Origin of the sequence: Butyrivibrio hungatei NK4A153 (assembly GCF_000424465.1) — a bacterium.
GTDB classification, from domain to species: domain Bacteria; phylum Bacillota; class Clostridia; order Lachnospirales; family Lachnospiraceae; genus Butyrivibrio; species Butyrivibrio hungatei_A.
The window spans coordinates 198024-213070 of sequence record NZ_KE384196.1; the positions used below are offsets into that span (position 1 = coordinate 198024).

Here is a 15047-nt window from a genome sequence, read left to right on the forward strand (position 1 = left end):
AATATGATGACACAAGGGGATAAAGCTGCTAATAAGCGCATGAAAAGTGACAATGTTCAGGCAATGCTGATGATAGCTCCGTTCTTTATCGGGTTTATATTATTCGGCTATGTTCCCATCATTTACATTTTGAGATATGCATTTACAGATTTTGGCGGTTTTGGTGAATGTAAGTTCACGGGAATTGCGAACTTTGTCAGGATAATAAAAAGAGATCCGGATTTCTGGCAGTCTCTTCTTAATGCTTTTTTGCTTGCTGCGGGTAAACTTGCGGTTGAGATTCCGCTGGCGCTTGGGCTTGCGGTGCTTCTAAACCGCAAGATACGCGGAATGAATTTTTTCAGAGTGACACTTTTTCTGCCGTCGATAATATCTGCGGTAATAATAGGACTTATATTTTCACTTCTGTTTGCGTCGCATAACGGAATGATAAATGCCATTCTTATGCATGCAGGGCTGATCGCAAAGCCGATAAACTGGTTTAATACCAAGTGGAAAGCGATGTTTATCCTGGGGCTTGCCTCTGTCTGGCAGAACTACGGGATAAACATGATATTTTTTCTTATGGCGCTTCAGAGTATTCCACAGGAGCTGTATGACTGCGCAAGTATCGACGGAGCTAAAGGGATTAAGGGATTCTTTTACGTGATATTTCCTGTGATCGCGCCGATATTCCAGTCGATACTTCTGGTTGCGATTGTCGGAAGCCTTAAGATATGCGACCTTGTAATAGCTTGCACAAACGGCCAGCCGGGCGGGACTACGGAAGTTGTGATGACCTACATATACAAGTCCTTTTTCGGCAAATCGGGCAGAAATATCGAAGTCGGCTATGCGTCTGCAATGTCACTTGTTACCGCTGTTTTTCTCGGTATGGTTACCGTTGTTTATCTGAGAGCTACCAAAAAGCTTAAAGAGATAGTGTAGACAAAAAGGAGAGAGCAGCATGGCGCATATTAAGAAATATTGGGGAGTGCTCCCTGTATATCTCGTTTTGTGTTTATTTTTTGTAATAAGTTTTTTCCCCGTGTTCTACACGTTCATGTCATCGTTTAAGAGCAACATGGACATACTGACAACGGGGAATCTCCTTATTCCCAAGGAGTTTGTATTAGATAACTATGTAAAGGCATGGCAACTGGCTGATTTTAAGACCTACACCGGAAACAGCATATTTCTTGCGCTTTTCTGCGTTGTGGGAACTGTTTTTTCAAGCACGATATGCGGCTATGTTTTTTCAAGGGCGGCTTTTAAGGGAAAAGAGATTGTCTTTTATTTCATGATCTCGTCGATGTTTGTATCGCTTGGAACACTGACACTTTATCCGCTTTTGATGATCATGAAGGTATTTCATCTGAATAAGTCGCTGTGGGGAGTTGTCATCATACGTGTCTTTGGGATGAATGTCACGAACCTGTTTATTGCAAGGGGATTCATAAATTCTGTACCAAAAGAGATTGATGAAGCCGCGAAGCTAGACGGCTGTTCGTTTGCAGGGATATATTACAGGATCATCTTTCCGCTTTGTAAGCCGCTTATAGCGACGGTTGGAATACTATCGTTTCGAAGTGCATGGAATGATTACATGCTTCCTATGGTGTTTACGATGACAGATCCGCGGCGCATGCCGCTTGTTGTCGGAATTATGCACTTAAAATCATCCGGTGACGCGGCGTCTTCATGGAATTTCATGCTTGCGGGAACTTCAATATCGTTGATACCCATGATAACGATATATATAATGTTTAACAGGTACTTTATCTCGGGAATGACGTCAGGTGCGGTTAAAGGATGAGTTGTAACGCAAATAGATGTTGGGATGCTTATCTTACAATTTAGTAAGATAAGCATTTTTCTATATCAAAAAAAGACATTTTCCTATAATATAAAATAAGTTGCGAAAATTCTTTTTTTCGTAAAGGCACTTGACATACTTTGGCAGACGTAGTATTTTGTACTACGACAGACAAAGTATGACGGACGTAGTAATTATATAACAATAAAAAAGGATAGATCTTTTATGAAAAAACTTGTTGAGATCAAGGATGTGTGCAAGATATACAATCCCGGAGAAAATGAGGTCAGAGCGCTGAATCACATAAATCTGACCATCGGTGAAGGCGAGCTTGTTGCAATAATCGGACAGTCGGGATCGGGTAAATCAACGCTTATGAATATGCTTGGTTGTCTCGATACTCCCACAAGCGGCAAATACTTCCTTCACGGACATGATGTATCACATATGACGGATGATGAGCAGTCGGACATCAGAAACAGGGAGATAGGATTCATCTTCCAGGGGTTTAACCTTATCCAGTCGCTTACGGCTATGGAGAATGTTGAGCTGCCGCTTATCTACAGAGGAGTGGGAAAAAGAGAAAGAGAACGTCTTGCGGATGCCGCTCTTAACAGCGTCGGACTTGAAAAGAGAAAGACACACAGACCTAATGAGATGTCGGGTGGACAGCAGCAGAGAGTTGCGATTGCAAGAGCGATAGCGCAGGCTCCGCCGATACTTCTTGCCGATGAGCCTACAGGTAACCTGGATTCGGCTTCGAGCAAGGAAATCATGAAAATAATAAAGAGACTATATTCTGAGGGAAGAACGGTAATCATAATTACCCACGATCCCGGTATTGCCGCTCAGGCAAAGCGAATCATAACAATCTCTGACGGAAAGATTCAGAGTGATATTATAAATCCTGATTATAAAGAAGATTAAGGAGCTGGAAAAATGGCAGACAATAAAGCGTTAAACAAAGAAGTGGAAACAAAAGAGGAAAAAAAGGTTTCCGCTGCAGAGAGCAATAACGAGATTAAAGAGACAACAGGAAGCAGCGTTGAAATTTACGATGAGTATGATGAAGAAGAATTGGAAGTAACAAAGAAGCCCAAGAAAAAGATTAAGAAAAAATGGATAGTACTCGGCATAGTGGCACTTCTTGTTATCTTCCTTGTCGTAAGAGGAGTGACAGCATCAAAGAATGCCGTAACAATGGTTGAAACCGTTGATGTTGCAAAGGGAAGCATTGAAAACATTCTTTCTGTATCCGGAACTGTTGAAAGTGCAGAGACAAAGAGTTATTTCTCAGATGTTGCAGCTCCTATCGATAAGCTCAATGTTAAGATTGGAGACAAGGTTGCAAACGGTGACGTTCTCTATACATACAACGAGAAGGAACTTACTCTTGCAGAGAAACAGGCACAGCTTGCAATCAAGCAGGCTAAGGGCACATACAATTCATCCTTCTCAGAGACCGGAGCAGCTGACAGAAAGTATGCTGAGGGAATGAACGCACAGCAGATCAACGACAGAGTTGATGCTATCACAGCTGAGATCAATGCTCTTAACGATAAGATCACAGAGAAGACAAATCGTATGGAGAAGACACTTTCAGATCTTAACAAGACAAAACTTGATCTTGACCAGGACGGCGTGTTGGACGGAACAGAAGACGATCTCGATTACAATGAGAGAAGAGAAAATGATGAGCAGGTGGCACTTGCTTTGAACGAAGCAATCGCGGATGTAAATTATGCTATCGCTCATGACGCTGAGATAAAGGGATGGAACGATCAGATAACATCTCTTAAAGAAGAGCAGTCTCACCTTGCATCAGCAAAGGCTGCGCAGCTTAATGGCGGACAGATCCAGGCGAGCAAAGCTTCGCTTGATACAGCTCAGCTTACAAACGGAGATACAATCTCAAAGATCCAGGCTGCAAAGGAAGGCGTAAAGGCTGACTTTAACGGTGTAGTTACCGAAGTAGAAGTAGTAGAAGGCGCTACAGTGGCAGCAGGAACAAAGATGGTAACACTTGCAAACCTTGATGATGTTCAGGTAAGCGTGCAGGTATCAAAGACAGACCTTCCCAAGATCGCAGTTGGTCAGAAGGTTGATATAACTATCAACGGTAAGTCTTATACAGGTGAGATCGCTCAGATTTCCGGATCTGCAACAAAGAATGCCAACGGTGTAGCTGTTGTAGATACTAAGATCAAGGTTACAAACCCTGATAAAGAGATAATCCTCGGAGTAGAGGCTAACAACAAGATTCATGCTGAGAAGGCTGATAATACTATTGTTCTTCCTTATGAATATGTACTTACAGATGCAGAAGGTGACTATGTATTCGTACTTGAGAACGGCACAGCTGTAAGAAAAGCAGTTAAGATCGGTATCTCAACAAGTACAGATGCTCAGATCGTAGAAGGCCTTTCAGAAAATGACAAAGTGATAACTACTAATCTTGATACGCTTACTGACGGAATGCCGGTAGCGGTTATGGAAGCGAAGAATGAGTAAATTAGGTGAGTATATAAAAAGTGCTATAAAGCAGATGAAGCATAACGGCTACAGGACGCTTATGACAATGCTTGGTATTGTCATAGGTATAGCGGCTGTTATTGCGGTGGTTGCTCTCGGTAACGGAATGAAGCAGTACGTTAAAGACCAGATTAACGGAATATACGGTAATTACGGTGTGATCAGCATCGATACGTCGAAGACTACCGACTTTTTTACCCGGGATGATATTTCTCTGCTAAAGGAAGAGTTACCTGATATAAAAGGTGCATCGCCGGATTATTACGTTGGAGGAAAGGTTAAGGGACCCAGAGGAACGTTCCTTGCTTCTGTAGAGAGCGGAACGGAAGTGATTGAATATCAATATCCAAATAAAATTATCAAGGGAAGTTATTTCACTCAGCAGCAGGTGGAATCAGCTCAGAGAGTATGCGTTATGCTGCAAAATGATGCAAAAAAGCTCTTTGGAACCGATGAATGTCTGGGAAAAGAGATAGAACTATTAATAGACGGAAAATCAGCTAATTATACCGTTGTTGGCATCAGAGATAATACAAATGAGATGTATGATTTCTTTACACAGGATATGGACTATTCAGCTACGATTGAGGTTCCGTATACATCGTTTGCTTCAGATTACGGGTACGATATAGGTAAATGGTCTCAGCTGTATCTTTTCACAGATCAGGATGTCTTACAGCAAAGATGCGATGAGGCACAGGTCATACTTACAAATGCGCATGGGCTTAGAGGAGCAAATGCAATTTCTTCTTACAGCATGGCGGACATGTCGGATTCAATTGATACGATTATGAGCAAAGCAAGTACATTCCTTATCCTTGTTGCATTTATATCGCTTCTCGTTGGTGGAATTGGCATTATGAATATCATGCTCGTGTCTGTAACGGAGAGAACAAGGGAAATAGGAATAAGAAAATCCATCGGTGCAAGAACGGGAGCGATAACCATGCAGTTTTTGTCTGAGGCGGCAATCCTTACGCTTTCGGGCGGAGTACTTGGAATTATACTTGGAATAGTTCTTGCAAGAGTGATGTGCAAGATGATTAATATGCCGCTTTTAATTCCACCTACAGCGATAGTGGGAGCAGCATTATTTTCAATAATGGTAGGCCTTGTCTTCGGTCTTTATCCTGCAAGAAAGGCTGCAAAAATGAAACCGATTGATGCATTGAGAGTGTGAAAATATGGGAAAAGCAGGAGAATATTTAAAAAGTGCGATTGCAAGCATACGAAATAATAAGGGAAGATCGCTTCTTACGATGCTTGGAATCATAATAGGTATAGCGTCGGTACTTACGATCCTCGTTATCGGAGACGGTCTTAAGGCTACCGCCAACGGGCAGTTTGAAGACATGGATGTTTTGACGATAGATGTATCTATTGATGAGAGCAAGACCGATAAGTGCTTTACGCCTGAAAATATGGCTGCCGTAGAGCGCAGTATGGGTAATATATACGGATTTGGACCGAGTGTAAATATGTTTGGAACGTCTGACGGGAAAAAAGATTCTTACAGTCTGTATTTTACCGGAGTAAGTGATGTGAAGCGTTTTACCACCGGAAATAAGATTGTGCACGGGCGCTATTTTACCCGCGATGATGTTGATGAATGTAATTATGTGTGCGTTATAAGCCAAGGGGCTGCAGTTGCATTGTTTGGGTATGAAGAGGCTGTCGGAGAAACGTTTGAAGCCACTGTCGGTGAAAAGACGAAGGAATTCACCGTAGTCGGTATCAGAGAGGATACTTCGATGGATAAGGCGTATGCAGGTCAGTATGGAAACGATCCGATATTTATGCCTGATATACCATATACTGTTGTCCCTGATATGTGCGACAAGGACGTAAATAACATGTTTACTTCGGCATCTGCATATGTGCACAAAGACAATAAAGATGAAGCCCAAGCCAAGATAAAGAGTGTTGTAGAGAATGTCATGGGGCTTAGAGGCGAAAGTGCGATTAAAGTTAAATCGACGGAAGGAATGGACACCGTATCGGAGACTATCCTTGATGTAATAACATCAGTAGTAAGTCTTATAGCGAGTATCTCTCTTCTGGTCGGAGGTATCGGTGTTATGAATATCATGACGGTATCTGTTACCGAGAGAACGAGAGAGATCGGAATAAGGAAATCCCTTGGTGCAAGGACATCTTCAATCCTCACGCAGTTCCTTGCCGAGGCATCAATCCTTACATCCATCGGTGGAATTATCGGCATAATCTTAGGTCTTTTATTTGCCAAACTTGCCTGCATGGTGGCCGGATTCGGCTTTGTAGTCAATCCTTTTCTTATAGCAGGTGTCGTTGCCATCTCAACCGGAATAGGCCTGTTCTTTGGTATCTATCCCGCAAGACGCGCGGCAAAGCTCAATCCCATCGATGCACTCAGGAGTGAGTAATTGATAGGGGTGTTTCATTGAACACTATAAAAACAGGATAATCTTTTAATGAATGCGTCGCATTATCGTGGTATACTAAAATGGATGAAAGTATTATGGGGTGCGGCGTGAGAGAGATAGTTGAGAGAATTTTACAGGGAAAATATGAGTATGCGGAGAAGAAATTAGATTTTTCAACTCCGCGTATTGAACTTTTGGTTAGTCCCGGTGAGACTTCCGAAGGTTCTTTTACCATATTTGGACCTGAAGAAAGATTAGTGACCGGCAAAGTTAGCTCCACCGAGATAAGGATGGAGGTGCTCACAGAGAATTTTTCCGGTTCTCCTTATGAAGTATCTTATAGATTTAATTCCGTTGGACTATCGCAGGGTGATGTGCTCCAGGGGAATTTTAGAATAGTATCAAATCAGGGAGAGTATGTTCTTCCTTTCGTAGTCACTGTGAGACATGAGCAGATAGCGTCAAGTCTCGGTGACATCAAGAATCTGTTTCATTTTGCAAACCTTGCAAAGACTGACTGGGAAGAGGCGATTGACCTCTTTTATTCAAGTGACTTTATTTCCATATTCAAGGGAAATGATGAGCAGTACGAGAGTCTTTACAGAGGACTTTCCTACGTGCCCGGCAATGAGCAGAACGTCGAGGAATTTCTTATTGCGATCAGTAAGAAACGCCCGATGAATTTTTTGCTTGATCAAAAAGAACTTGTCATTGATTATACGGGGCTTCCGCATGACAATGGCATTCTTATAACAAGAAACGGCTGGGGATACAGCAAACTAAAAGCACAGATTGAAGGCGACTTCATCATGCTTGATAAATACGAGATCACTGAGGATGATTTTACCGGAAGCAGCTGCCATCTTAAGCTTCGTCTTCGTACCGAGAAGCTTCACAACGGCAATAATTTCGGAAAGATTGTTTTTTACAATGCCTTCTTCAAGGCGGAGCTTCCTGTGACGGTGTCGGTAAATCTTACCGGAAAGCATCCTTCCGCCGCTTATCAGGAGAAGAAGAAACTGGTAGTTCAGCTCGTTAAGACATACGAGAGCTTCAGATGCAAAAAAATAACTTCAAGAGTGTGGGTTTCGGAAACGGGCAAGATTATTTCCAAGATGAACGCTCTTGATGATAAAGATATTGAGTTCAGACTTTATACGGCTCAGTACTACATTACTGCGGGCAGAGTCAATGAAGGAAAGTGGATACTCGATCAGGTTGCCATGGATGTTGAGAATGCACCGGGTGATGTGCTGTACAGCTATCATCTGTATCTGACTTCTCTTTGCAGCAAAGAGGACAGGATAATAAATGACGTCTCCGAGAGGCTTGAGGGAATATTTAGGAGAAATCCCGACAACTGGCGTATAGCGTGGCTTCTTCAGTATGTGAGCGAAGAGCATGTGATGAGCGGTCAGAGAAAGTGGATGATGATCGGAGAGCAGCTTTCACACGGTTGCATGAGTCCGATATTGTACCTCGAAGGAATGAATATCTTGAATGAGGCGCCTTCCATCCTTGCAAGACTTGACAGTCAGGAACTGAGCGTTCTTGAATATGGGGCAAAAAAAGAAATCTTAAGCCTCAATCTTATAGATCAGATTGTGTATTTGTCGGCAAGAGTAAGGAATTTCGACAAGAGACTCTTTAGAATACTTAAGGCCTGTTACAAGATTAAGGAGAGCGACGATGTGCTTGAAGCCATCGTATCTCTTTTGATAAAGGGCGGTGAAACCGGAAGGTTTGCATTTGAGTGGTATGAAAAGGGCGTTGAGAGAGAACTTAGGATTACAAGGCTCTACGAGTATTACATGATGTCCATTTATGTAAAAGAGGATGGACAGCTTCCTTGCGAGATCAGCAAGATGGTTCTCATGTATTTCTCATATCAGAGTACTCTTGAGTATGACAAAAATGCGATCCTATACAGATATATTCATGAAAGAAGGCAGGAATATCCTGAACTTTACGATACATATGTGCCTCAGATCGAGAAATATCTGATGGCTCAGCTTGATAAAGGACGTGTGGGCAAAGACCTTGGCTATCTGTATAAGAATCTTTTGACCAAGCAGATGGTTGATGCATCGAATGCGTCTAAGGTGCTTTCGGTTCTTTATACATCTGAGATCAAGACCGACAATCAGCAGATGTGCGGAGTTTGTGTCATTTACGATAAGTGTGCCAAAGAGATGCGCTATCCGATGAGCGGCGGACGTGCGTTTGTGCCTCTTTACGGAAGCGATTATACGGTCCTTTTGGTCGATCATGACGAAAACAGATATGCGGTGAGCGTGCCTTATTCAAACATCAAGATGATGATTCCGGGCAAGCTTTCGGGCTATGCGATTCCTTATATCCAGAAGGGCAGGGAGAATCTTGATCTGTTCCTGTGCGACCTCGGTAAAAACGCGTATACCATAGATATGGAGAATGTCGGAAGGTACAGAGACCTTGCGGAATCCGAATTTGTAAAGAAGGAATACAGAAACGAGATACAGAGCAGTCTTGTGAGATTCTATTATGACAATGATTTTACGAGACAGCTTACGGAGTATCTTGTGGGGATTAATCCCATAGACATGACGGGGCATGAGCGAAACGAGATCATAGAGCTTATGGTCCTCGGAGGTTTGTGCAATAACGCGCTTGAGTGGATGGGTACTTACGGAACGTACGGGATAGACGCCAAAGTAATCCTTAGGATGTGCAACAGGCTTATCGATATGGATGATCTCGGAGTCTCGGCAAAAGAAATCGAGATTGCGTACTACGCTTTTGTAAACGGCAAGTATGACGAGCAGCTTCTTAAGTATCTTGAGAAGAACTTTACCGGAACGGTCAAAGAGATGAGGGATATCTGGAAGGCTTCGGAGGCTTTCGGAATAGATACTTATTCTCTTTCCGAGAGGATGCTTGTTCAGATGCTTTTCAGCGGATCGTACATCGGTGAAAAGATTGATATTTTCAAGTCTTATGTACGAAGCGGAGCAAACGCGGACGTCGAGATGGCGTTTTTGTCACTCGGAGCATATGACTATTTTGTACATGGAAGCGTTACCGACAGGTATGTATTCGAGAGGATAGAGGCTTTGGCACTTCAGGAGCTTCCAATCCAGGATGTGTGCAAACTGGCGTATCTTAGATATTATGCTACGGAAAAGAGCTCCGAAGAATCGGTAAACAAAGATGTAGCCAAGACTTTCATAAAGAGTCTTATGGCAAACAATATATATTTCCCGTTCTATCTTGAGTATTCGGAGATAGTTCCCGAGCTTTCGCACTTTGCGGACAAGACGATGCTTGAGTACAGGACGGAACCCGGAACGCACTGTTATATTCATTACAGGCTTGCGGGCGAAGAGGACAATGAGTACCACAGCATCGAACTTCAGGAGATGTACGAGGGTATATATGTCTGCGCCTTTGTTCTCTTTTTCGGGGAACAGCTTCAGTACTATATCACCGAGGATAAAGAAGCTGATGAGGATGCTCTTACAGAGAGCGGAACCATTCAAAAGAGTGATATTACAAAGAATCAGCGTGACAGTAACAGCAGATACAGTCTCATTAACGATATCATGATAGGAGAGACACTGCAGGATTATGATACGGTGGACAAGCTCCTTGCGGAATATCAGAACAAGAACTTTGTCTGCAACGGTATTTTTAGACCGATACAGGAAAACAGTTACAGTAAAGAGTAAGAGGAAGATATAAAATGCTTTTTGGAAATTCTGAGGAAAGACGTTTTGTACTTGGATATGATCTGGGAGAGAAGGTCTCACAGATAAGCTTTCTTGCATCCGATGCGGATATGCCGGAAACCTTATCGGTGCTTGCAGGATCCGAACTTTATAACATTCCTACCGTTCTTTGCAAAAAAAATGACGTCAACCAGTGGTTCTATGGAAAAGAGGCTGTTCGTCACATAGAGGAACAGGACGGCATTCCTGTTTACGGCCTTGTTAGTGCCGCAAGAGAAGGAAAGCCTGTGGCTGTCGGAGACGGAGAATACGATCCGATAGCTCTTTTGACCCTGTTCATAAAAAGAAGTTTATCGCTTTTATCAATGGAACTTTCTCTTGATAATGTCGAGGCAATAATGTTTACCACGAGATCGCTTGATAACAGGATGATTCAGGTTCTCAATGCGGTGACGTCGGCACTTGAGTTTAAGACTGAGAATATTTTTTACCAGAGCCACGAGGAAAGTTTCTACAATTATATGTTGTATCAGCCCGAAGAGCTCATGAATCATACGGTTGTTGCCTGTGATTTTGATATGGAGACTTTGCGTGTGTATGAGATGAATCTCAATCATAATACGACACCTGTTGTAGCGACGATTGATGAGAGTACGTATGACGACCTTAAGTTTTCTGCAGAGGGCTTCCCTAAGGAGGGCGCGGCTTATCACAAGATGTGCGAGAGGCTTGACGATGAGTTCCTGACTGTTATGCAGAAGGTTTGCAGTGAGAAGATCATTTCTACGGTATTTCTTTTGGGTGACGGATTCAGGGAGAAGTGGCAAAAGAGATCTTTGGAGTTTTTGTGCAGGACCAGAAGGGTCTTTCAGGGAAACAACATGTTCAGCAAGGGAGCGAGCATAGCGGCAAGAGAGAGGATCAAACCCACAAAGCCCTTAAAGTTCGTGTTTCTTGGCGAAGATAAGCTTAAGTCGAATCTTGGAATAAATCTTTTAAAGTGCGGAACAGAAGTGTATTGCGCACTTCTTGATGCGGGAATAAACTGGTACGAAGCTGAGACGGGAATGGATATTATCATGGATCAGAGCGGAATTCTAAATATCCAGGTGACGCCGCTTACGGGCAAAAAGCCCAAGATGGTGCAGTTGTATCTTGACGGGCTTGAGAAGAGACCGCCCGGAACCACGAGGCTGAAGATTCTTATGAATATGAATTCTGTCAGCGAAGTGAACGTGAGAGTGCTTGATATGGGATTTGGAGAGCTTTTCCCTTCATCCGGTAAATCATGGGAACAGATCATAGAACTTTAATGAAAGTGGGCAGCAGATATGAATAAACCGATATTGTGCATAGGAACATACGCGCAAACGCCGTTTCATATGGAAAAGATAGGCAGAAATGTCTTCTGTATAGAAGAGCTGTGCTATTGCATCGTTCAGAACGCCTTTTTGCTCGATGAAGAGAGCTTTGGAGACGATCTTTTTGAATGGATTGAAAAAGAGTGCTCGCTGGTGAAACTTGCTGATGAGCTCAAAGGAATGGCTTCAAAAAAGTGTTCTGTTGCGGCTCTTGCGGGAACAATCCTTGATTATGTCGGATATAACACGCGCAAGGAGATTGAGCGGACGGAGAGCATACTTCGCGAAAACGCGGGGATGGATATTTACAGCAAGAAGCTTGCGAGAGCGGATTTCCTTATGCGGAGCGAGAAATACAGCATGGCGTTTAAGGAATATGAGTTTTTGCTTGAGAATACACCGGATATCGATCTTAGCATCAGAGCGAGGATCGAGCACAACGAAGGTGTGATGTATGCGAGACTTTTTCTTTTCGACAGAGCGGCGGAGCTGTTTATGAAGGCGTATGAAGACGGTAAGAATGAAGAGTCTTATATGCAGTACCTTGCGGCGCTTCGCATGAAAATGTCGGATGAAGAGTACGTGAAGTTTGTTGCTGAGGATAAGCAGGCTTACGAAACTTCTTTGGAACTTGAGAAGAAGATGGATGAATATTCGGATCTTTATGCCGCAAGTGATGACAACCACGTGATCGGAACGCTCGGCGTATATAAGGCAGAGGGGAAGATGCACGAGTATTATGAGAAGATAGGCGAGCTCACTGAGAGCATAAAGGCGAAGTACAGAGAGACGGTTAAGGAGAAGACCGTAGGCTCGAGGAGATGAGCAGGTTCCGAATGAATATGTTGTTTGCCGGATGCGGCAATGGGAGTAAAGAATGGGGTTTTGGGACAAGATTTTTCATAAGTCCGCAGCCGATGAGTGGAAAAAACAGCAGGCTGAGCTTGAGAACTGGAGTGACATAGTTTATACGAGAAAAGATCTCGATATGAACGATCCGGTTCAGAGAAGAGAATATATTGGAAGCTGCCTTCAGCAGATGGAGGAAGCTGCGAGAGAGCTAGATGCTCTTGAATTTGAGTACAACGATGTCACGAGTCATCTGCGGGACATGGAGGAAATCAATGCGCTTCCGCCCGAGCAGAGAAAAGAGATTGACGACTGCGCCAGAAAGATTGTTGAAGCAAGAGAATTTCAGGAGAAGTTTGACAAGAGAAAGAGCAGGATGACTGATGAAGAGTTTGAACGTATGGACAGACTCAAAGACAATGCAAAGGAAGCATCCGAGAAACTTCTCGAAGCCGAGACTTTCCAGAAGAAGATAAAGAACGATCTTAAGCGTCTTGATTCCGAGCATGAAGCATATGTTTTCAGAGAAGACGATCTGAATGAAACAATTGAAAATTCTAAGAAACTGACTGTGACTGTGGGAGTTGTTCTCGTGGTCATGATAGTTTTTCTTTTGATACTCCAATTTGCGTTAAAGCTTAATGTTATCTACGGCTATATGATGCTTATTCTTCTTGCGGCGATAGCGATAACCGTGCTCTATGTGCAGAGTACCAATGCACAGGTTGAGCTAAAGAATGTGAAGAAGTCTATATCAAGGCTTATCATGCTGCAGAATCAGGTTAAAGTCAGATACGTGAACAACACAAATCTTCTTGATTATCTGCGCATGAAATACAGGGTTATGAGTTCAACGGAACTTACGGAGCTCTACAACAAGTACCTTAGGGAGCGCAAGGAACGCGAGAAGATTGATGATGCGAGAAGGCTTCTTGATTCCAATCAGAAGGACCTTATCTACATGCTGAGGCACTTCAGGGTGCGTGACCCCGAAATCTGGATTCATCAGGCAGAGGCGCTTCTTAGTCATAACGAAGAAGTTGAGATAAGGCACAGCCTGAATGTGCGCCGTCAATCTCTAAGAAAGCGTATGGAATACAACAAAGACATTGTTGCAGGCAATGCCAAGAACGAAGTGGAAGATATGGCGCGCCAGTACCCCGAGTACGCGCAGGAGATCCTCGATATGGTTTCGAAGTATGAGGATAGGGAGTGAAGCCTGGGAGCTGGGGCCTGAACGGGCTTCTGGCGTGGGCACCTTTTGTATGCGCGAGTGATAGGCAGGGATGTTTATTGCGAGTAGAGTCTTTTGTATGGGGCGGAGATCTGTTTTTGCGGGGATATGACTTTTTTGATGATTATATGCTGATAAAGTCATGCGAATGTGGCGAAAATCCTCGTTGACCATCGCTTAGTAGGGAGATGGTATGACCTTTTTTAAAGAAAGTGCAATAAAAAGTCATACGAATGCAGTAAGAAACCTCGTTGTGAAAGGAAATGCCATGACTTATTTGGAGTAAAATGCACGAAAAAGTCATATAGTTGTTTTTTTATATAGGTTATTTGGAGTTTTATGGTTTGGTATGAAGAATTTTATTTTTTTGAGAGAGCAGTGTATTAGTGAGATTACTTGTCTGGGAATAGAGCTTGGCAAGATCGCCTCATGGTCTGTGAATAAAAGAGCTAAGACTCGGTGGGGATTGTGCAGGTTAAAGCGGGATGGAAGTTATGAGATAGAAATTGCAGAGAGACTTCTTGTTGATGACAGGATTTCAGAAAAAGCCTGCAAGGAAACAATCATTCATGAGCTTCTTCATACCTGCAAAGGTTGTATGCGACATACAGGGAGATGGAAGCAGTACGCCGGGCTGATGAATCGTGCTTACGGTTACAACATCAAACGAGTGACCGAAGGCTACGAAAAAGGTATCGAGAATTACAAGGTCTCCGAAATGGCTGTAAAGTACGTATTTACCTGTGGCGGCTGTGGCGCCACAATCTACCGCAAGCGTGATAGCAAGTTTACAAGAAACTATCGGCACTACGGCTGTGCCAAGTGCGGAGCGGTTGCTTGGTCTAGGAAGACTGTGAATTCAAGCGCATCTGAGGTGGCTTCATATATAAATATGATTAGACCACAATAATAGGAATGTACGAGGTTGTGAGAGATTTAATTGCTTATAGACTGCTTATATTGATAAAAATGTACAGGGAGCAGAGGTGATATTGCGGAGAATATTGCCTATGTCGAGGAAATATGGAAATAAGCAGATAGGATTATCGAGAGGCAACTGCTTATATCGAGGAAATATGAAAAATGAGCAGAGAGAGTCGGTGAGAAACGACTGCCTACATCGAGGAAATGTGGAAAAAGGCAGAGAAGATTATCGAGAGGCAACTG

Annotated in this window: 11 protein-coding genes; all 11 read left to right on the forward strand. The window is 43.1% G+C overall.

The features are described from left to right. Window positions 1–3: 3 nt before the first annotated feature. The 11 genes from G628_RS0113885 (at window position 4) to G628_RS18310 (ending at window position 14790) form a co-directional block, all read left to right on the forward strand. Window positions 4–927: a carbohydrate ABC transporter permease gene (locus G628_RS0113885; protein WP_027209385.1), complete on the forward strand. Its 924-nt coding sequence runs from the start codon at window positions 4–6 to the stop codon at window positions 925–927. Between the two features lie 19 nt (window positions 928–946). After that, window positions 947–1795 carry a carbohydrate ABC transporter permease gene (locus G628_RS0113890; protein WP_034500987.1) on the forward strand — a complete coding sequence of 283 codons (849 nt, stop codon included), beginning with the start codon at window positions 947–949 and terminating at the stop codon, window positions 1793–1795. Window positions 1796–2020: 225 nt separating this feature from the next. Next, window positions 2021–2722 (forward strand): ABC transporter ATP-binding protein, encoded by a 702-nt coding sequence (locus G628_RS0113895; RefSeq protein WP_026656892.1) that lies wholly within the window; start codon window positions 2021–2023, stop codon window positions 2720–2722. Between the two features lie 12 nt (window positions 2723–2734). Then, window positions 2735–4306, forward strand: coding sequence for an efflux RND transporter periplasmic adaptor subunit (locus tag G628_RS0113900; protein WP_026667246.1), 1572 nt, complete (start codon window positions 2735–2737; stop codon window positions 4304–4306). Next, window positions 4299–5507, forward strand: a complete 1209-nt coding sequence (locus G628_RS0113905; RefSeq protein WP_026667247.1) for an ABC transporter permease — start codon at window positions 4299–4301, stop codon at window positions 5505–5507. The genes G628_RS0113900 and G628_RS0113905 overlap by 8 nt, the downstream gene beginning before the upstream one ends. Before the next feature lie 4 nt (window positions 5508–5511). Continuing rightward, window positions 5512–6729, forward strand: a complete 1218-nt coding sequence (locus G628_RS0113910) for an ABC transporter permease (RefSeq protein WP_026656896.1) — start codon at window positions 5512–5514, stop codon at window positions 6727–6729. Window positions 6730–6809: 80 nt separating this feature from the next. Beyond that, window positions 6810–10436 (forward strand): DUF5717 family protein, encoded by a 3627-nt coding sequence (locus tag G628_RS0113915; RefSeq protein WP_155833822.1) that lies wholly within the window; start codon window positions 6810–6812, stop codon window positions 10434–10436. 14 nt (window positions 10437–10450) lie between these two features. Next, window positions 10451–11749, forward strand: a complete 1299-nt coding sequence (locus G628_RS0113920) for a DUF5716 family protein (RefSeq protein WP_026656899.1) — start codon at window positions 10451–10453, stop codon at window positions 11747–11749. Window positions 11750–11767: 18 nt separating this feature from the next. Beyond that, the gene (locus G628_RS0113925) at window positions 11768–12622 is read left to right on the forward strand and encodes a hypothetical protein (protein ID WP_027209388.1); all 855 of its coding nucleotides are present in this window, start codon (window positions 11768–11770) and stop codon (window positions 12620–12622) included. Window positions 12623–12674: 52 nt separating this feature from the next. Next, window positions 12675–13862, forward strand: coding sequence for a hypothetical protein (locus G628_RS0113930; RefSeq protein ID WP_027209389.1), 1188 nt, complete (start codon window positions 12675–12677; stop codon window positions 13860–13862). 367 nt (window positions 13863–14229) lie between these two features. Beyond that, a complete protein-coding gene (locus G628_RS18310; protein ID WP_051199225.1) occupies window positions 14230–14790 on the forward strand; it encodes a SprT-like domain-containing protein in 561 nt (186 codons plus the stop codon). The last annotated feature ends 257 nt before the right edge of the window (window positions 14791–15047 follow it).

Coding starts and splice junctions, on each gene's coding strand:
- G628_RS0113920 (WP_026656899.1), top strand. CDS start 10,451: ATGCTTTTTGGAAATTCTGAGGAAAGACGTTTTGTACTTGGATATGAT.
- G628_RS0113900 (WP_026667246.1), top strand. CDS start 2,735: ATGGCAGACAATAAAGCGTTAAACAAAGAAGTGGAAACAAAAGAGGAA.
- G628_RS0113915 (WP_155833822.1), top strand. CDS start 6,810: ATGGATGAAAGTATTATGGGGTGCGGCGTGAGAGAGATAGTTGAGAGA.
- G628_RS0113885 (WP_027209385.1), top strand. CDS start 4: ATGATGACACAAGGGGATAAAGCTGCTAATAAGCGCATGAAAAGTGAC.
- G628_RS18310 (WP_051199225.1), top strand. CDS start 14,230: ATGAAGAATTTTATTTTTTTGAGAGAGCAGTGTATTAGTGAGATTACT.
- G628_RS0113930 (WP_027209389.1), top strand. CDS start 12,675: ATGGGGTTTTGGGACAAGATTTTTCATAAGTCCGCAGCCGATGAGTGG.
- G628_RS0113925 (WP_027209388.1), top strand. CDS start 11,768: ATGAATAAACCGATATTGTGCATAGGAACATACGCGCAAACGCCGTTT.
- G628_RS0113910 (WP_026656896.1), top strand. CDS start 5,512: ATGGGAAAAGCAGGAGAATATTTAAAAAGTGCGATTGCAAGCATACGA.
- G628_RS0113890 (WP_034500987.1), top strand. CDS start 947: ATGGCGCATATTAAGAAATATTGGGGAGTGCTCCCTGTATATCTCGTT.
- G628_RS0113905 (WP_026667247.1), top strand. CDS start 4,299: ATGAGTAAATTAGGTGAGTATATAAAAAGTGCTATAAAGCAGATGAAG.
- G628_RS0113895 (WP_026656892.1), top strand. CDS start 2,021: ATGAAAAAACTTGTTGAGATCAAGGATGTGTGCAAGATATACAATCCC.